At 35.9% G+C, this 17,830-nt stretch carries 16 protein-coding genes; 7 read left to right on the top strand and 9 right to left on the bottom strand.

Going from position 1 to position 17,830, the window contains the following annotated elements; translation table 11 throughout:
- Nucleotides 1-223: 223 nt before the first annotated feature.
- On the bottom strand, nucleotides 224-463 hold the full coding sequence (locus tag OZP12_RS00045; protein ID WP_281226983.1) for a hypothetical protein: 240 nt from the start codon (nucleotides 461-463) through the stop codon (nucleotides 224-226).
- Between the two features lie 113 nt (nucleotides 464-576).
- On the opposite strand from OZP12_RS00045, the gene OZP12_RS00050 reads away from it, so the two are divergent.
- The 3 genes from OZP12_RS00050 to OZP12_RS00060 all read left to right on the top strand — a co-directional run bounded on the left by OZP12_RS00050 (nucleotide 577) and on the right by OZP12_RS00060 (nucleotide 4,240).
- Complete coding sequence (locus tag OZP12_RS00050; RefSeq protein ID WP_281226985.1) at nucleotides 577-978, top strand: hypothetical protein; 402 nt, start codon at nucleotides 577-579, stop codon at nucleotides 976-978.
- Nucleotides 979-1,408: 430 nt separating this feature from the next.
- On the top strand, nucleotides 1,409-3,190 hold the full coding sequence (locus tag OZP12_RS00055; protein WP_281226986.1) for a 1-deoxy-D-xylulose-5-phosphate synthase: 1,782 nt from the start codon (nucleotides 1,409-1,411) through the stop codon (nucleotides 3,188-3,190).
- Between the two features lie 39 nt (nucleotides 3,191-3,229).
- Nucleotides 3,230-4,240, top strand: coding sequence for a DUF3078 domain-containing protein (locus OZP12_RS00060; RefSeq protein WP_281226987.1), 1,011 nt, complete (start codon nucleotides 3,230-3,232; stop codon nucleotides 4,238-4,240).
- Nucleotides 4,241-4,499: 259 nt separating this feature from the next.
- Here the strand turns inward: OZP12_RS00060 and dgt are convergent, their stop codons facing one another.
- On the bottom strand, nucleotides 4,500-5,843 hold the full coding sequence (gene dgt, locus OZP12_RS00065; RefSeq protein ID WP_281226988.1) for a dGTP triphosphohydrolase: 1,344 nt from the start codon (nucleotides 5,841-5,843) through the stop codon (nucleotides 4,500-4,502).
- Nucleotides 5,844-6,069: 226 nt separating this feature from the next.
- The gene (locus tag OZP12_RS00070; RefSeq protein WP_281226989.1) at nucleotides 6,070-6,531 is read right to left on the bottom strand and encodes an Lrp/AsnC family transcriptional regulator; all 462 of its coding nucleotides are present in this window, start codon (nucleotides 6,529-6,531) and stop codon (nucleotides 6,070-6,072) included.
- A 155-nt stretch (nucleotides 6,532-6,686) separates the two neighbouring features.
- Between OZP12_RS00070 and metE the strand changes: the two genes are divergently transcribed.
- The gene (gene metE / locus OZP12_RS00075) at nucleotides 6,687-9,005 is read left to right on the top strand and encodes a 5-methyltetrahydropteroyltriglutamate--homocysteine S-methyltransferase (protein ID WP_281226990.1); all 2,319 of its coding nucleotides are present in this window, start codon (nucleotides 6,687-6,689) and stop codon (nucleotides 9,003-9,005) included.
- Nucleotides 9,006-9,132: 127 nt separating this feature from the next.
- On the opposite strand, the gene OZP12_RS00080 is transcribed toward metE, so the two are convergent.
- The 3 genes from OZP12_RS00080 to OZP12_RS00090 form a co-directional block, all read right to left on the bottom strand.
- A complete protein-coding gene (locus OZP12_RS00080) occupies nucleotides 9,133-11,514 on the bottom strand; it encodes a ribonucleoside-diphosphate reductase subunit alpha (RefSeq protein ID WP_281226991.1) in 2,382 nt (793 codons plus the stop codon).
- Between the two features lie 285 nt (nucleotides 11,515-11,799).
- Nucleotides 11,800-12,780: a ribonucleotide-diphosphate reductase subunit beta gene (locus OZP12_RS00085; RefSeq protein WP_281226992.1), complete on the bottom strand. Its 981-nt coding sequence runs from the start codon at nucleotides 12,778-12,780 to the stop codon at nucleotides 11,800-11,802.
- A 262-nt stretch (nucleotides 12,781-13,042) separates the two neighbouring features.
- The gene (locus tag OZP12_RS00090; protein ID WP_281226994.1) at nucleotides 13,043-13,615 is read right to left on the bottom strand and encodes a DUF3109 family protein; all 573 of its coding nucleotides are present in this window, start codon (nucleotides 13,613-13,615) and stop codon (nucleotides 13,043-13,045) included.
- Nucleotides 13,616-13,942: 327 nt separating this feature from the next.
- On the opposite strand from OZP12_RS00090, the gene OZP12_RS00095 reads away from it, so the two are divergent.
- From OZP12_RS00095 to OZP12_RS00105, 3 genes are all read left to right on the top strand, one after another.
- Complete coding sequence (locus OZP12_RS00095; protein WP_281226995.1) at nucleotides 13,943-14,521, top strand: MarC family protein; 579 nt, start codon at nucleotides 13,943-13,945, stop codon at nucleotides 14,519-14,521.
- A 123-nt stretch (nucleotides 14,522-14,644) separates the two neighbouring features.
- The gene (locus tag OZP12_RS00100) at nucleotides 14,645-14,848 is read left to right on the top strand and encodes a hypothetical protein (RefSeq protein ID WP_281226996.1); all 204 of its coding nucleotides are present in this window, start codon (nucleotides 14,645-14,647) and stop codon (nucleotides 14,846-14,848) included.
- Between the two features lie 2 nt (nucleotides 14,849-14,850).
- Entirely contained in the window at nucleotides 14,851-15,456 is a 606-nt protein-coding gene (locus OZP12_RS00105; protein WP_281226997.1) for an FAD-dependent oxidoreductase, read from the top strand.
- Between the two features lie 17 nt (nucleotides 15,457-15,473).
- Here the strand turns inward: OZP12_RS00105 and OZP12_RS00110 are convergent, their stop codons facing one another.
- From OZP12_RS00110 to OZP12_RS00120, 3 genes are read right to left on the bottom strand one after another with little or no spacing between them, the layout of a single operon-like run.
- Nucleotides 15,474-15,785: a hypothetical protein gene (locus OZP12_RS00110; RefSeq protein ID WP_281226998.1), complete on the bottom strand. Its 312-nt coding sequence runs from the start codon at nucleotides 15,783-15,785 to the stop codon at nucleotides 15,474-15,476.
- Between the two features lie 27 nt (nucleotides 15,786-15,812).
- Nucleotides 15,813-17,390 carry a S41 family peptidase gene (locus OZP12_RS00115; RefSeq protein ID WP_281226999.1) on the bottom strand — a complete coding sequence of 526 codons (1,578 nt, stop codon included), beginning with the start codon at nucleotides 17,388-17,390 and terminating at the stop codon, nucleotides 15,813-15,815.
- A 5-nt stretch (nucleotides 17,391-17,395) separates the two neighbouring features.
- Nucleotides 17,396-17,827, bottom strand: a complete 432-nt coding sequence (locus OZP12_RS00120) for a deoxycytidylate deaminase (RefSeq protein WP_281227000.1) — start codon at nucleotides 17,825-17,827, stop codon at nucleotides 17,396-17,398.
- Nucleotides 17,828-17,830 lie beyond the last annotated feature (3 nt).

Below are 17,830 nucleotides of genomic sequence, written 5' to 3' on the forward strand. Positions count from 1 at the left end.
CGATTCTGTACACCAATTTAAAATTCTATTTAGGAAAAAATCTAATTTCTTCCAAATTAAATAAAGGTTCTATTGGATTTTTTTCGGGAAATAGATTTAGCTTCTCTCCTAAATCAAACAAGGTTTCTACTACCAAATCAGCGTTTTTTTGGATTTTTGGAATAAATATAATTATAACTATTCTGAATAGACTCTATAGCATTTGGAGACCAAACAACAGGCTTCATTTTTTTACAATCTTTTTTCTCGCTTCTTCAGTTGTATAGCCAACTTCTCCAGCATCTGAAAGCTTGATAATATTATTCAAATGATTTTTATACTCCTTTACAGTTAATGGCTTCCCATCAGTTGAATAAGTATAAATATCATTATTAAGCAAATCTTCTATTTGATTTAGCAATTGAACATTTTCAATATCTAATATTCTATGTACAATATTTCTACGTTGTGCTTCTACATTCATACTGTCTTGATTTACTTCAAAGTTATAAATATTCTTCAGTGAAAATATTTATCATAAAACAAAAATACGCTTTTGAATCAATTTTTATTACTTTTAAAAATCATTACTTCTTTATGGACACAAAACACAAAATCACCATTCCTAAACCCTGTCACGAAGATTGGGATAAAATGACTCCGAATAATAACGGTCGATTTTGTAGTAGTTGTTCCAAAACTGTGGTCGATTTTACCAATATGTCACCTAATGAAATCCAAATGTATTACCAACAGCACAGCAATGTTTGCGGAAGATTTAAAAATTCACAATTGGATTCCCTGACTATTCAAATTCCAAACCGAGTTTTATTCTCACAAACTAATTATCATAAAATATTTTTATTGGCTTTGTTTATGACAATGGGCACAACTTTATTTAGCTGTTCAGATAAAAACGGAAACAAACAAAAGATTGATAAAGTAGAAGTTGTTGACGATTCTTTGGAAATGAATAACGTAACTGTCGGTGTACGATAGCCTCCAAAAACAAACCCAACTAATCCTTCAAAAAATGTTCCACCACCTCCACCACCTCCAAGAGTAGATCACGTTAAATTTGTAAAGCCAGAAATAATTAAGTGTGGTGAAGTTGACAAAAACAAAACGACTAAACATACAACAGGTGAAGTTGTGCCCATTTTGACAGTTACTGACTCAACAAAAAAAGATTAACATCATTAATTGCCTCAAATATTACCTTTTTTTGAGGCAAATAACACAAATAATCGCCTCATTATCTTTTGCCACGAATTCACGAATTAATTATACTTTTTATAATTGAAAAATAACACGGATCACAATCAGATTTAAAATTTGTGCCATCAAAAAGCTTAGAATTTATTTCATTCGTGAATTCGTGGCCACAAAACTTTAAATTTAAAACCGTAAATTCGCTTTTTAAATAATAATGAAAAGCAATTTACTCGAACATATCTACTCCCCAACCGATTTACGCCAGCTTGACGAAGCGCAACTTCCGCAATTGGCACAGGAATTAAGGGATTTTATCATCAATATTGTTGCCACCAAAGAAGGCCATCTTGGCGCCAGCTTGGGTGTGGTCGAATTGACTATTGCCTTACATTATGTTTTCAACACTCCCGAAGATTTATTGGTTTGGGATGTTGGTCACCAAGCCTACGGACATAAAATCTTGACCGAGAGAAGAACCATTTTTCATACCAACCGTCAATTGAACGGTATTTCGGGTTTCCCGAGAAGAAGCGAAAGTATTTACGACACTTTTGGCGTAGGCCACTCTTCCACATCAATTTCGGCAGCTTTGGGAATGGCAATTGCCTCTCATTTGAAAGGAGATTTCGAAAAACAACATATAGCCGTAATCGGTGATGCTTCAATTGCTTCAGGAATGGCTTTCGAAGGACTGAATCACGCCGGTGTTACCGATGCTAACTTGTTAGTAATTCTTAATGACAACGCCATCGGAATTGATCCGAGCGTTGGTGCTCTCAAAAAATATCTTACTTCAGTAAAAGAAGGAAAAAATCCGAAGCAAAATAATATGATTCGGTCACTGAATTTCAATTATTCGGGACCAATTGATGGAAATGATATTTTTGCAGTAATAAAAGAATTGAAACGCCTGCAAAAAATAAAAGGACCAAAATTCTTGCACCTTATCACCACCAAAGGCAAAGGACTTCAACAGGCAGAAGAAAATCAGGTGAAGTATCATGCCCCAGGCAAATTTGACGCCACAACAGGAGAAATTATTCCGAAACACGAAGAACATTTACCTCCAAAATACCAGGATGTTTTTGGTTTAACCATTTTGGATTTGGCCAAAAAGAACGAAAAAATAGTTGGAATAACTCCAGCAATGCCTTCCGGAAGTTCACTAAAATTCATGATGGACACTTTTCCAAAACGCGCTTTTGACGTTGGAATTGCCGAACAACACGCAGTCACTTTGTCCGCAGGAATGGCAACTCAGGGAATGATTGTTTATTGCAATATTTATTCTACTTTCCTGCAAAGAGCCTACGATCAGGTGATACACGATGTGGCTTTACAAAATTTACCCGTTATTTTTTGCTTGGACAGAGCCGGTTTGGTTGGCGAAGACGGTGCGACGCATCACGGCGTTTTCGACTTGGCATACTTACGCTGTATTCCAAATATGATTGTTTACGCGCCGCTAAATGAAATTGAACTGCAAAACATTTTATACACCGCACAATTGGGACTGAAACATCCTATTGCCATTCGTTATCCACGAGGCAGAGGCGTTATCAGTGATTGGAAAAATCTACATTTTGGCAAATATCAACAAATTGAAATAGGAAAGGCTAAGATTTTAAAAAGTGGCACAAAAATTGCGGTATTATCTGCCGGTGCAATTGGCAACAATGTTACTTTGGCTTTGGCCAAAATAAAGCATCAGGAGAAATTTGCGCATTATGCTTTTGCTTTTGTCAAACCTTTGGATGAAAAAGAACTGCATACCATTTTTGATCAATTCAAAACCGTCATTACTATCGAAGATGGAGTAATAAAAGGAGGCTTTGGAAGCGCAATTCTGGAATTTGCTGCAGCTCATCATTACGCTAACAAAATACAGCTTTTGGGAATTCCAGACACTTTTATTGAACAAGGTTCTATTGATGAATTACAACAAAATTGCGGAATTTCCGTTGATAGTCTGGAAATAATTTTATCAAGTTATTGAAATTAATTAATTTGCGAACTCAAAAAATCTTAGCCGAATATGACTTTTTTAAACAAAACAATTATAAATCTTACACTACTCATTTCAACATGTAGTTTCGCACAAATCACGATAATTACCAGTAAAAAAGACACCATAAACGCAAACAAAATTGACCAGGCTATGATGACCATCATAACTTCAAAGCCTGACACTGTTTCACATTGGACGAACAAAAATATTTTAGGAATTGACGTTTCAGAAATTGCTTTCGTGAACTGGAGTGCCGGGGGGACCAGCGCGATTACAGCATTGGCACGAGGACAACTTAAAAGAGATTACAAAGACGATAAACAAGTTTGGTCAAATGAACTGATCTTTCGTTATGGTATGAACAAACAAGAAGGTGTCGAACTCAGAAAAACAGATGATGTCTTCAAATTAAATTCTACTTATGGCTATAGAACAAGTCCTAGGTCAAATTGGTATCATTCGGCTAAATTTAACTTTAATACTCAATTCACTGACGGTTATAAATATCCAAATACGACAGAACCTATATCAAGGCCTTTTGCCCCGGCATATGTCTTTTTAGGGGTTGGGTCTGAATACATCTATAAACCTGAAAAGCTGAATATTTACTTATCCCCTTTAACGTTAAAAAGCACAATGGTCTTAGATCAAACTTTGGCAGATAAAGGATCTTATGGTGTAGAAAAAGCCGTTTATGATGCTTCAGGAAATTTGATTTCCCATGGGAAAAAATCAAAAAACGAGGTGGGTATTTTGGCTACCTCTTATATTGAAAAGGAAGTCGCTAATAACATCACTGTAAAAAACCGTTTAACTTTATACACAGATTATCTGCATAATTTTGGTAATATCGATGTTGATTGGCAATCGTACGCCGATTTAAAAGTAAATGATTATGTAAAAGCAAACATTGGTATAAACCTAGTTTATGACGAAGACATCGATGTAATTAAAGAAGAAAATGGCGTAAAAATCAATGAAGGCCCAAAAGTACAGCTAAAGCAAATTTTAGGAATTGGAATTGAATATGCTTTTTAGACTAAAAACCTAAAAAAAAATACCCTCAAATAGTAAAAAACTATTTGAGGGTATTTTATTTATATGACTATCCGTTCATAATACCAACCAAAAATTTTGTCGGTTTATTAAAAAACAAAAGTTTTTTCTCTTAAAACCATTAAGTAATTAAGGTTCATTAAGCATAAAAACTTAATTTTCTTAATATCTTAATGGTTAAAAATATATTACTTTTTTTGGTCCTCTTACCGGACAGTCATATTGTTTTATATGCTTTCAACTAATTTTTTGCCGCTGTAATTGTTCTATAAATCAACAATGCATTCCCATCAGTAAGCATCGAAACAAAATGACAAATATGAAGCAATCTTTCGTATAGATTTTCTTTCTCCAAATGATGTTTTTCGGGTAACATTTTCAAGACAAGATTATCATAATTAGACATCTTTCCTTCAAATTTATTATTGAAAGCCGTTATGAATTTATCCAAAAGCGTTTGTATAATTTGGTAACCAACAAGTTCTTTTTCTACCACTTCCCGGCTTTGATAGATGTTTTTGACACTAATCTTGATTATATCATCCATTTGGGCTTTGTACTTGCTTTTATCTGTTAAGGCAAAAGGAAATTTACCTTGCATAATCGCTTCTTCATTGCCAATAAATACTTTTACGGCATCATTAATCAAACTTCCGATAGCCAGCGCCCTCAGATAGCTGATTCTGTCTTCTTTGGTCTCTAAAGTTTTATATTTCGAAGTATCGATGCTGTCTTTTACCAATTTGATCAAATACTCCAATGCAAAATCCTCTGATACAAGACCTAAATTAATTCCATCCTCAAAATCAATTATCGTATAGCAAATATCATCGGCAGCTTCGACAAGATAAGCCAGCGGATGTCTTTCAAATCCAATATCTTCTCCTTTTTTATTAGCGATCATCCCCATATCGGCGGCAACCTCTTGAAAGAAAACTTTATCGGTTTGAAAAAAACCATATTTCTTGTCGGCTATATTTTTGGTTGGTTTTTTAGGCAAACTTTCTTTTGGGTATTTCATAAAAGCGCCAAGCGTAGCATACGAAAGTCGAATCCCGCCCTCAACTCCAGGACGTGAACTATTCAAAACCGAAAATCCATTGGCATTACCTTCAAAATCGACCAAATCCTGCCATTCTTTAGGTGACAATAATTCTTTATACTTCAATCCATTTCCTATCGAAAAATACTCACCAATTGCTTTTTCACCCGAATGTCCAAAAGGAGGATTTCCAATATCGTGTGCCAAAGACGCAGCAGCTACAATCGCACCGAAATCATTCATCTGGTAGCCATGAACTTCCTGTAAATAAGGATATTTTTCTATTATTTTTTTTCCAACTAATCGTCCCAAGGAACGCCCAACAACCGAAACTTCAAGACTGTGCGTCAATCGGGTGTGAACAAAATCGGTTTTTGAAAGTGGAATCACCTGTGTTTTGTCCTGCAAACTTCTAAAAGCCGAGGAGAATATGATTCGGTCATAATCGACTTCGAATCCCAAACGGGTTTCGTCCTGTTCGGTTCTCAATCTTTTACCTGTATCTCCTTGTCGCTTTAGTGATAATAATTGTTCCCAGTTCATTGTGATTTATGATTGTAGATTAACGATTTTAGATTTAAAGAAACCAAAAGTACATTTTATTTTATGATTTTCATCTAACTAAATTACTTCACAAAGCAGTCAATTGTCCGCGTGAGGGATAGAAGCAGGCTACCAAAGTAGCGCGGATAGCCCGACCGTATCTTGATAAAAGGGCGCGTAATCACACCGTGAATAGCCCTTTTATCAAGATACGGTCACGCCCAAATTATATCGCCAATGCCGTACTGTGTTTAATTTCGCCCATAACAAAAACACTTTGGGTATTCCCGATATTTTCGATGGTCGAAAGTTTATTCATTACAAAATCCTGATAACTGGACATATCTTCGACCAAAATCTTCAACATAAAATCATAATCACCTGCAATGTTGTAGCATTCGATGATTTCGGGAAGTGCAACTATATCTTTAACAAAATTGCTTCCCACATTTTTCGCGTGTTCCTTCAATCGGACATTGCAAAAAACAGTCATACCGAGATTGAGTTTTTTCTTGTCCAACAGCGCCACATATTTCATAATATACCCCTCACGTTCCAGTCTTTTGATGCGTTCATAAACCGGAGTTACCGTAAGAAATAATTTGCTTGCCAGCTCTTTTATGTTAATATTGGAGTCCTCCTGAAGGTGTTTTAGTATCTCCAAATCGATATTGTCCAGGTTTTCCATAGTTATTTTTACTGTTAAAGTGTAATTACAAAATCATACACAAAACAAATTATTACAAAAATACACAAATACACTTCATTTTACTTAAATAAAAATATTAATCAATATTTATTACTGAATAAAATAATTTTGCCCAGTAATAAATACTGATAAAAATGAAAACAAACAATTTAGGTTATCCTAGAATAGGCGACAACAGAGAATTAAAAAAAGCCAATGAACTGTATTGGGCAGGCAAAATTTCGGCAGAAGAATTATTGGCCGCTGCAGCAACCATCCGAAAACAAAATTGGCAACTACAGGCCGAAAAAGGAATCGATTTAATTCCCTCGAATGATTTCTCCCTTTATGACCAAGTATTGGATTTGACCTTGACGCTCGGCGCCATTCCGGAGCGTTACCAAGAATTTGCAAAAACCAACAATTCCCTTGATTTGTATTTTGCGATGGCGAGAGGTGCGCAAAAAAATGGTCAGGATGTTGTTGCAATGGAAATGACGAAATGGTTTGACACCAATTACCATTACATCGTTCCCGAATTCACTAAAAACCAAAAGTTCGAATTGTTTTCGACCAAAATAATTGCTGAATTTATTGAGTCCAAAAAATTGGGAATCACAACAAAGCCAGTGTTAATTGGACCTGTTTCTTATTTATTATTGGGAAAAGAAAAAGAAAGCGGTTTTCACCGAATTGATCTTATCGAAGAATTACTTCCTGTTTATTTCGAAATTCTAAACACATTACAAACCGAAGGTGCAGAATGGATTCAACTGGACGAACCATTTTTGGCATTGAATTTAACCGACAAAGAACGGAATGCGATTATCTATGTTTACAACGAAATCAATAAAAAATTCCCCTCTCTAAAAATAATGCTGACCAATTATTTTGACTGTTTCGGAGAGAATTTGGAAACCGCTTTGGCTTTACCTGTCCATACCTTACATTTGGATCTGGTGCGTTGTCCCTCCCAATTGGATGATATTTTGGAATCGGGAAAATTGGACGCAAACGTAAACCTTTCCCTTGGTGTTGTTGACGGAAGGAACATCTGGAAAAATGATTTCAAAAATTCATTGGACTTGATCCAAAAAGCCACCGATGCCCTAGGCAAAGACCGAATCCTGATCGCCCCATCCTGTTCGCTTATTCACAGTCCGTGCGATTTGGATTTAGAAACCAATGACGACACATTGACACCCGAAATCAAACAATGGCTGGCTTTCGCCAAACAAAAAATCGAGGAAGTAAGTCTTTTAAAATCGTTTGCTTCTAAAGAACAAGATGCAGAAACTTCGTTACATTTCATTGAAAATACTGTAGCCAATGAAAACAGAAAAACTTCAAAACTAATACATAATGAAGCTGTTAAACACAGAGTGGCAAACATTGCAAAAAGTGACGACCAAAGACAAAATACTTTTGCCATTCGAAGAAAAAAACAAATTGAAGCTTTACAACTTCCTTTGTTTCCTACCACAACCATAGGCTCTTTTCCGCAAACTACAGAAGTAAGAAGCTGGAGAGCCAAATTCAAAAAAGGGGAACTGACTCAGCAACAATACGATGATTTGCTTCAAAAAGAAACTGAGGAAACGATTCGTTTTCAGGAAGAAACCGGAATCGATGTTTTGGTTCACGGAGAATTCGAACGCAACGATATGGTGGAATATTTTGGCGAACAATTGGACGGATTTACCTTTACCAAAAACGGCTGGGTGCAGAGTTACGGAAGCCGCTGCGTGAAACCTCCCGTAATTTATGGCGATGTTTCCCGTCCCAATCCGATGACGGTAAAATGGACTCAATTTGCGCAATCATTAACCCCAAAATGGGTAAAAGGAATGCTAACCGGACCTGTAACCATCCTGCAATGGTCATTTGTCCGTAATGACCAATCACGTTCCGAAACCTGCACCCAAATTGCTTTGGCCATTCGCGATGAAGTGGTCGATTTAGAAAAAGCGGGAATCAAAATTATTCAAATTGATGAACCAGCCATTCGCGAAGGATTGCCGTTGCGTAAAGAAGAATGGGCAAATTATTTGGACTGGGCCATAAAAGCCTTCCGAATTTCGGCCAGTGGCGTAAAAGACGACACCCAAATTCATACCCACATGTGCTACAGCGAATTCAACGACATCATACAAAATATTGCCGATATGGATGCCGATGTAATCACCATTGAATGTTCGCGCTCGCAAATGGAGTTACTGGATGTCTTTGCCGATTTTAAATACCCGAACGAAATTGGACCTGGAGTTTACGATATTCACTCTCCAAGAGTTCCTTCTCGCAACGAAATGGTGCAATTATTGGAAAAAGCTTCGGCTGTTGTTCCTGTTGACCAACTTTGGGTAAATCCCGATTGCGGACTAAAAACGAGACATTGGGAAGAAACCAAAAAAGCGCTAACCGAAATGGTTGCTGCTGCAAAAGAAATGAGAGTTGCAGTTGAAAACATCGTATAGCACTAATAATTCATAACTAAAAAACCCTAACGAATCTAATGATTTATTAGGGTTTTATTCTTATAAGCAGCTACCATTTACGATAGTTGCTTCTCTATACACTATTTTCTTTAATCTATTTCCTAAATTAAGATCCACACATTTCACAATCTTCAGGATCCGCAGCTTGTGCTTTAAGCAACATCGCTTTGAAATCATCAACATCTATTGATTCTGTAGCGACAACCTCTTTTTGTTTCTTATCATTATTCAATGTAAACTTAATCGCATCAACAGCTGCTTTGGTTCTTAAATAGTACATTCCTGTTTTCAAACCAGATTGCCAAGCGTAAAAGTGCATTGACGTCAGTTTCGCATAATTCGCATCCTGCATGAACAAGTTCAACGATTGCGACTGATCCACGAAGTATCCTCTTTGGCGAGACATATCGATAATATCTTTCATAGACATTTCCCAAACGGTTTTATACAATTCTTTCAGGTCTTGAGGAATTCCATCAATATTTTGTACCGATCCATTGTGACGCATGATTTCTTGTTTCAAATCGTCATTCCACAATCCTAATTTCACTAAATCATTCAACAAGTGTTTGTTTACCACAATAAATTCACCAGACAATACACGTCTTGTATAAATATTAGAAGTATATGGTTCGAATGCTTCGTTATTTCCTAAAATTTGTGAAGTTGAAGCTGTTGGCATTGGCGCAACTAATAATGAGTTACGAACACCGTTTGCCATCACTTCTTTTCTAAGTGAAGCCCAATCCCATCTTCCTGACAATTCTTCGTCTTTTAACCCCCACAAATTGTGCTGGAATTCTCCATTTGACATTGGAGATCCTTGGAAAGTAGAATAAGGTCCTTCTTCTTTTGCCATTTCCATAGAGGCTGTACAGGCAGCGAAGTAAAGTGTTTCGAATATTTCTTGGTTCAACTTTTTAGCTTCGTCACTTGTAAAAGGCATGCGCAACATGATAAAAGCATCAGCAAGCCCTTGTACTCCAAGACCAACCGGTCTGTGACGCATATTAGAATTCTCGGCTTCTTGTACAGGATAGTAATTTCTATCGATTACTCTGTTCAAGTTACGGGTCACACGCTTTGTAACATCATATAACAATTGGTGATTGAAAGCCCCGTTCTCAACAAACATTGGCAAAGAAATTGAAGCCAAATTACAAACTGCCACCTCATCACTTGAAGTATATTCCATAATCTCAGTACACAAATTCGAAGAACGGATAGTACCTAGATTTTTTTGATTTGATTTTCTGTTGGCTGCATCTTTGTACAGCATATAAGGAGTTCCAGTCTCAATTTGTGACTCAAGAATTTTCTCCCATAATTCACGTGCTTTGATGGTTTTTCTACCTTTTCCTCTGAATTCGTAATCAGTATATAAAGCCTCGAATTCTTCGCCATACACATCATACAAACCTGGACATTCGTTTGGACACATCAAAGTCCAAGTAGAATCCTCCTGTACACGTTTCATGAACAAATCCGAAGTCCACATTGCGAAGAATAAATCTCTGGCACGCATTTCTTCTTTACCCGTATTCTTTTTCAAGTCAAGGAATTCAAAAATATCGGCATGCCAAGTTTCGATATAGATCGCAAAACTTCCTTTACGTTTTCCTCCACCTTGATCTACATAACGGGCAGTATCATTGAACACTCTCAACATAGGAACAATTCCGTTTGAAGTACCGTTTGTACCACGAATGTAAGAACCTGTTGCTCGAACATTATGGATAGAAAGTCCAACTCCTCCAGCTGATTGCGAAATTTTTGCTGTTTGCTTTAAAGTATCGTAAATACCGTCAATACTATCATCTTGCATTGCCAAAAGGAAACAAGAAGACATTTGAGGTTTTGGAGTCCCGGCATTAAACAAAGTTGGCGTCGCATGGGTAAAGTATTTTTTAGACATTAAGTCGTAAGTCTCCATCACCGATTTCAAATCGTCAAGATGGATTCCTACAGCAACACGCATCAACATATGTTGCGGACGCTCAACGATTTTTCCGTTTATTTTCAATAAATACGAACGTTCCAATGTTTTGAAACCAAAATAATCGTAGTTAAAATCTCTTGTGTAAATAATATGCGAATCCAAAAATTCGGCATTATCCATAATCACTTTGTGTACTTCAGGAGACAACAAAGGTGATTCCATACCAGTCCTTGGGTTGATATAATGAAACATTTCATTCATCGTTTCCGAGAATGATTTTTTCGTATTTGAATGTAGATTTGATATCGCAATACGAGCAGCCAATTGTGCATAATCGGGATGAGCAATAGTCATTGACGCAGCAGTTTCAGCGGCAAGGTTGTCAAGTTCGGATGTAGAAACCCCATCATACAAGCCTTCAATAACACGCATAGCAACTTTAACCGGATCTACCAATTCGTTCAAGCCGTAACATAACTTTTTGATTCTCTCTGTAATTTTGTCAAACATTACAGGCTCTTTGTGGCCATCTCTTTTTACTACATACATACTTTTGTCCTTTTAAATTTAATGAATTGCGATTTACGAACAGTAGGAATCCGTAATTCATTTTTTTACTCGCGGTCAATCCATAATCCACTTCGATACTTTGTTTCATCGCATAACTGAAATGAAACAAAACATCGTCATTTGGCCTTAAATCAGGTAGAATTAACCTAGTTTTTTTTTGATTTGGGGGAAACCTTAAAAAACTATTTAATCAATTGTAATTATTCTTATTTTTCTGTGTTATCAAATATCTATAGGGAAATATTTGAAAATCAAAACTACTTTCTAAAAATCAGCGTCGAAGCTGATTTTTTGTGAATCACCACTTTCAGTAACTTTAACTCCTGATTTTTGATATTCGGCTACTTTTTTCTCAAAGAAATTAGTTTTCCCTTGAAGTGAAATCATATCCATAAAATCAAACGGATTGGAAACATTGTATTCTCTGCTGCATCCTAATTCCACCAATAATCTATCGGCAACAAATTCTAAGTATTGAGTCATTAAACCTGCATTCATACCAATCAAACTTACAGGAAGTGATTCGGTAATGAATTCTCTTTCGATATCCAAAGCATCAACGATAATGCTTCTTATTCTTTCTTTTGGCACTTTATTTACCAAATGGTGGTTATGTAAATGTACTGCAAAATCGCAGTGAACACCTTCATCTCTAGAAATCAACTCATTGGAGAAAGTCAAACCTGGCATTAACCCACGTTTTTTCAACCAATAAATAGAACAGAATGCACCTGAGAAGAAAATACCTTCTACCGCTGCAAAAGCAATAAGTCTTTCGGCAAAAGAATCGGATTCAATCCATCTCAAAGCCCAGTCTGCTTTTTTTCTGATTGCTGGAAAAACATCCAGCGCATTGAATAAATCTGATTTTTCAGTTTCGTCTTTTACATACGTATCAATCAAAAGCGAATAAGTCTCACTATGGATATTTTCCATCATAATTTGGAAACCGTAGAAAAATTTAGCTTCAGGGTATTGAACCTCGTTTACAAAATTCTCGGCAAGATTTTCATTTACAATTCCATCAGAAGCTGCAAAAAATGCAAGAATGTGTTTTATAAAATAACGCTCATCTTCATTTAACTTATTATTCCAGTCATTTAAATCTTGGGACAAGTCAATTTCCTCAGCAGTCCAAAAACTAGCTTCCATCATTTTATATCTCTCCCAAATGTCATGATGTTTAATTGGGAAAATCACGAAACGATTCTTGTTTTCTTGTAAAATAGGTTCTATTTGAGACATTTGGCTTTATTTATTTATTTTGATTTTATACTTAAAATGTATCCTAAAAGTGAATTACAAAGATTATGAATTAATGCGGTTATTAAAAGTCAAACTTATTCACAATACCCCTTAGTTTTTAACAACGAATCAAAATCAGGAACGCTTTTCATAAAAAAATTATCTTGCTGATTTTCAGAAATTTAATTCTATTAAATTTCTTTAAACTCCCATAAAACAAAGGATTTTTAAAAATTAAGAAAAGTGTTTTTTTTACGCTTTTTTACAAACCGTTTTTTAAGTCTTCGGCTACTTTTTCAAGTTCCATATACCAATCTTCACCAAAGCGGCGAACAAGGGCTTCCTTAACAAATTTATACACGGGAACTTCGAGTTCTTGCCCTAAAGAACAGGCGGCATCACAAATATCCCATTTGTCATAATTGACAGCTGCAAACTCCGTAAAATCTTTAACTCGTATTGGATACAAATGGCAGGAAACAGGTTTTTTCCAATCTACTATACCTTGATTATAGGCTTGCTCTATTCCACAAAGTGCGGTTTTCCCGTCAAAAATGACGTAAGCACAATCTTTGTTGTCAATTAGAGGTGTTTCAAGATCTCCATCGATTCCTGTTACCCAAGTTCCCTGAGCTTCGATAGCTTCGATCCCCTCTTTTCTCAAAAATGGTTTTACTTTCGGATATATTTCCTCCAATATTTTTGTTTCTGCCAAACTCAATGGTGCTCCCGCATCGCCATCGACACAACAAGCTCCTTTGCAGGCTGACAAATTACAGACAAATTCTTTTTCGAGTATATCCTCTGAGACTATGGTTTTTCCTAATTGAAACATTTTGCAAAGGTAACCAAACATTCAAGAAATAAAAAAAAGTCCTAAACATAAGTCTCAAAAACGGGATAATTAACACTTTGCAACTATTTTACTTACACAAATTTGTCGTTCCAATATGACTCTAATAATTTTCCTCTTCATTTTTCTTTCATCCTATATTTCTAATCTTTACAAATTTACCATTTGATTTTCAATAATTTAAACACATTAACTTTTGATTGACCTATTTTACAATGTTACAAATCAAACAAACTATATTGATTTTTGATAGAAATATAAAATAAGCGTATTTTTGCAAACTGATTTATTCATCCAAAACAAACACCTATGACAGATTTTAATTTAAAAGAAATAATAACGGTAGGAATGGTACTTTTTGCAGTCATTGACATCGTTGGATCTATCCCTATTATAGTAGGACTAAGGGCCAAACATGGACATATCGAATCTGAAAAAGCGGCTTTGGTAGCCGGATTAATCATGATATTATTTTTATTTATAGGTGAAGAATTTTTAAGCCTAATCGGAATTGATGTACACTCCTTTGCGGTGGCGGGTTCTTTTGTATTGTTCTTCCTAGCCTTGGAAATGATTTTGGGTATCCGTATTTATCGGGACGAAGAAGCGAGTTCTGCTTCAATTGTACCACTTGCCTTCCCTTTGATTGCCGGGGCAGGAACAATGACCACTCTACTTTCGCTGCGTTCCCAGTTTCACACCTTGAATATTGTCCTTGCCATTATTCTAAATATCGTATTGGTCTATATTGTACTGAAATCATCAGGAAAAATCGAGAAAATGCTAGGACAAAACGGACTTGGAGTAATTCGTAAGACTTTTGGTGTTGTCCTTTTGGCAATAGCTGTTAAATTATTTGCCGCTAATGTTAAAGGTTTGTTTGTCTAAAGAAAAAAATTATAATTTTACCCCCTAAATATTTATGTGTTAAAGATTACGGCTCTTTTTCAGCCATTTTAATTTCAAAATTTGACTCTAAAAATCTTTAACATTTTAATAAAAATTAAACCTATGAAAATTTTCACTAACATTTTAGTGTTTTTAGCAGTTGCGCTTCTTATTTTCAACATTACCTTAATTGATTTTCAAAATCCATTCAAAGGAGACAGTATGATAGCGTCTGTTGGTGTAGTCGCTTCATTTTGCGCAGTATTAATTCTTCTAATTTTTAGAATGTCTAAAAAGATAGTTGAAAAAATGAATGACAAAGCATAACTGTGTTTGACGTATTAATTATAGGCGGTGGCGTTTCCGGTATATCATGCGCCATGGTATTGGGATCTGCCAAGAACAAAGCATTTGTTTCGTCTAAGAAAATCGGAATTTTTACACATCAAAAGACTTCCTCACTGCAAGAAGCTCTTTTCAATAATGCATACGGAATTCCTCCTGGAAAATTAGGTTCGGAATTGCTGATTGAAAGTGTTGAGCATTTAAACAACACTTACCCTCATATCACTCAAATACCCGATGAAAAAGTATTAAAAATCGAGGGGCAATATCCCGAATTTACTGTTATCACTAACAAAAACACTTACAAAACAGCCAATATCGTTGTTGGAATAGGTTCTGCCAATACTTTTGCTGTTGAAGGTTTACTCCAATTTGTAGAACCTCACAAAAAAGCACTTCCCGAAAAACAAAGAATACAACTCAAAAACGTAGACCATAAAGTGGCCGAAGGTATTTATGTTATAGGAACTCTCGCGGGATGGAGAAGCCAACTGGCAATTGCTGCCGGTAGTGGTGCTGCCGTAGCTACAGATTTGCTTACTTTGTGGAATGATGGCATCCAGACTCATTCACACGACAGCATCCGATAATTTACAGTTATTCGATTTTATTTAACCGAAACAATCTCTTTCACTTTTATGTGATTTTCTGTTTCGGTTTTCCAGATTTCACCTTTCAGAGAAACTTCTTCGCCTTCTTTTAGTTGTTTGTAGTTTTGAGGTCCTCCAACATTTACGGTACTGATTGTGGCAAAATAAACTTCGTTCTTCGCAGTATTAATTTTTGCCGTATAGCCATCTTTTCCAAACGCTACAGCTACCACTTTCCCTGAAATTGTATTTTTATCTTTCATACAAGCACAGGAAACCACAAAAGTCAAAAGCATAAAAAAAACTGAAAATCGGATTGTATTTTTCATATTTACATTTTCTCCCAAATACTCATATTATTTTTTTGGATTCAAAATCCTTTTTATCATAGCATCTTCTTTCAAAACCATTTCATAATAATACACATCGCCGTACAATTGTCTTGCAAACTCTGCATTAACATATCGTTTCACCAATGGTTTGTATTTGGACAAATCGACTTCCAAACCGTTTTTAGACAAGTATTTTTGAAAAGCGGTAAAATATAAATCGGTGGCGTTGATTTTTCCCTTAAACTGATCGAAAGTCAATTTTGCAAATGCATTTCGCTCTTTATCCAATTCTTCAAAAACAAAATGCCCGACTATTCCCGACTGCAGTAAATACGAAACGTTTTCTACTCCATGTTCCGCTTCCAAAGGCACAAAAATATCAGGAACAATTCCACCACCTCCATAGACAATTTTCCCTTTTTTGGTTTTAAACTTTAAGGAATCTATCACTTTTATACTGTCTTTTTTATAAAGTTCTCCGTGCAAAAAACGAGAATCCGATTCCTTAAAATATTCCTCATTCCCTTTGGCATATGGTTTTTGAATCGACCTTCCTGATGGAGTATAATATCTTGCAATGGTTAAGCGAACAGCCGAACCGTCATTGAAATCCATTTCGCGCTGCACCAATCCTTTACCGAAAGAACGTCGTCCTACAACAGTTCCACGATCATTATCCTGAATAGCTCCGGCCAAAATCTCGCTCGCCGAAGCACTATTTTCATTAATTAAGATGAATAATCTTCCTGTTTCAAAACTACCCTGAGCAGTTGCATACGTTTTTTCGGTTGGTTCTTTTTTGCTTTTGGTAAAAACTATTAATTCTTTGTCTTTCAAAAACTCGTCGGCAATGGCAACAGCTTCTTCCATATAACCTCCACCATTGTCACGAACATCAACAACAAGTGTTTTTATTCCTTGCTTTTTCAAAGATGTCAAAGAAGCTTTAAATTCATCAAAAGTAGTTTCGGCAAAACGATTAATTTTAATATAACCTGTTGTATCATTCAAACGCAAGGCTACATCAACACTTTTCAGCGGAATAACATCCCGCTTTATAGTGATTTTCATTTTTTTGTGTTCTGATTTGCGATAGACCGTCAACTCAATTTTCGAACCGACTTCGCCTTTAAGAGTCGCAAACAAACTATCATTTGGCAATTTTCGACCGAACAGCTTCTTTTTATCTGCAAATAAAATCCGATCACCCGCTTTGATTCCTGCTTTTGCCGAAGGCCCATTTTTCACCGGATTTATAACTGCTACAGAATCGTTGTGCATATAAAAATTGATTCCGATACCCACAAAATCCCCTTTCATGGTCTCGACTAATTCAGCCTGTTCGCTTGGCGGAATATAAACGGAATGTGGATCCAATTTTGCCAAAATACTATTTACCGTCAAACTCACAATAGAATCGGTATTAACATCGTCAACATATTCGTTATCTATGAAATCAATCAGTTTATTGAGCTTTTCTTTGGTATTCCTTTTGGACACAAAAGATTGCGACGAAGGAGAGGAAGACAAGCTACCAATAAAAATTCCGAGAGCAAAAATGCCCCCAATCACTATGGGTAAATATTTATTATCAAAGTTCATTTTTCCTAATCTTCCAAAACAGGGATATGTTCTACTTCTATGCCAGCTCTTCTTAAAAATTGCAATCCGGAATCATCTCGGTAACCTAGGTGATAAACTACTCTTTTTATTCCTGACTGATGAATCAGTTTACTGCATTCCTTACAAGGCGAAAGCGTGATATACAAAGTTGCACCCTCACAGGATTGTGTCGATTTAGCCACTTTCAAAATCGCATTTGCTTCAGCGTGCAGAACATCCCAACGTGTCAAACCATCTTCATCTTCACAACAGTTTTCGAATCCTGTAGGTGTTCCGTTATACCCGTCAGAAATAATCATTCGGTCTTTTACAATAATAGCGCCTACTTTTTTTCTTTGACAATAAGACAACAAACTCCACTCGGTAGCGATTCTAAGATAAGCTTTATCGTATTTATTTAATTTTATTTTCTCCATAAA

It is taken from the genome of Flavobacterium aquiphilum, assembly GCF_027111335.1.
In the GTDB taxonomy this organism is placed as follows: Bacteria; Bacteroidota; Bacteroidia; order Flavobacteriales; family Flavobacteriaceae; genus Flavobacterium; species Flavobacterium aquiphilum.

What these genes read in the sequence shown, in the direction of transcription:
- OZP12_RS00045 (WP_281226983.1), bottom strand. Translation starts at nt 463, where the DNA reads ATGAATGTAGAAGCACAACGTAGAAATATTGTACATAGAATATTAGAT.
- OZP12_RS00050 (WP_281226985.1), top strand. Translation starts at nt 577, where the DNA reads ATGGACACAAAACACAAAATCACCATTCCTAAACCCTGTCACGAAGAT.
- OZP12_RS00055 (WP_281226986.1), top strand. Translation starts at nt 1,409, where the DNA reads ATGAAAAGCAATTTACTCGAACATATCTACTCCCCAACCGATTTACGC.
- OZP12_RS00060 (WP_281226987.1), top strand. Translation starts at nt 3,230, where the DNA reads ATGACTTTTTTAAACAAAACAATTATAAATCTTACACTACTCATTTCA.
- dgt (WP_281226988.1), bottom strand. Translation starts at nt 5,843, where the DNA reads ATGAACTGGGAACAATTATTATCACTAAAGCGACAAGGAGATACAGGT.
- OZP12_RS00070 (WP_281226989.1), bottom strand. Translation starts at nt 6,531, where the DNA reads ATGGAAAACCTGGACAATATCGATTTGGAGATACTAAAACACCTTCAG.
- metE (WP_281226990.1), top strand. Translation starts at nt 6,687, where the DNA reads ATGAAAACAAACAATTTAGGTTATCCTAGAATAGGCGACAACAGAGAA.
- OZP12_RS00080 (WP_281226991.1), bottom strand. Translation starts at nt 11,514, where the DNA reads ATGTATGTAGTAAAAAGAGATGGCCACAAAGAGCCTGTAATGTTTGAC.
- OZP12_RS00085 (WP_281226992.1), bottom strand. Translation starts at nt 12,780, where the DNA reads ATGTCTCAAATAGAACCTATTTTACAAGAAAACAAGAATCGTTTCGTG.
- OZP12_RS00090 (WP_281226994.1), bottom strand. Translation starts at nt 13,615, where the DNA reads ATGTTTCAATTAGGAAAAACCATAGTCTCAGAGGATATACTCGAAAAA.
- OZP12_RS00095 (WP_281226995.1), top strand. Translation starts at nt 13,943, where the DNA reads ATGACAGATTTTAATTTAAAAGAAATAATAACGGTAGGAATGGTACTT.
- OZP12_RS00100 (WP_281226996.1), top strand. Translation starts at nt 14,645, where the DNA reads ATGAAAATTTTCACTAACATTTTAGTGTTTTTAGCAGTTGCGCTTCTT.
- OZP12_RS00110 (WP_281226998.1), bottom strand. Translation starts at nt 15,785, where the DNA reads ATGAAAAATACAATCCGATTTTCAGTTTTTTTTATGCTTTTGACTTTT.
- OZP12_RS00115 (WP_281226999.1), bottom strand. Translation starts at nt 17,390, where the DNA reads ATGAACTTTGATAATAAATATTTACCCATAGTGATTGGGGGCATTTTT.
- OZP12_RS00120 (WP_281227000.1), bottom strand. Translation starts at nt 17,827, where the DNA reads ATGGAGAAAATAAAATTAAATAAATACGATAAAGCTTATCTTAGAATC.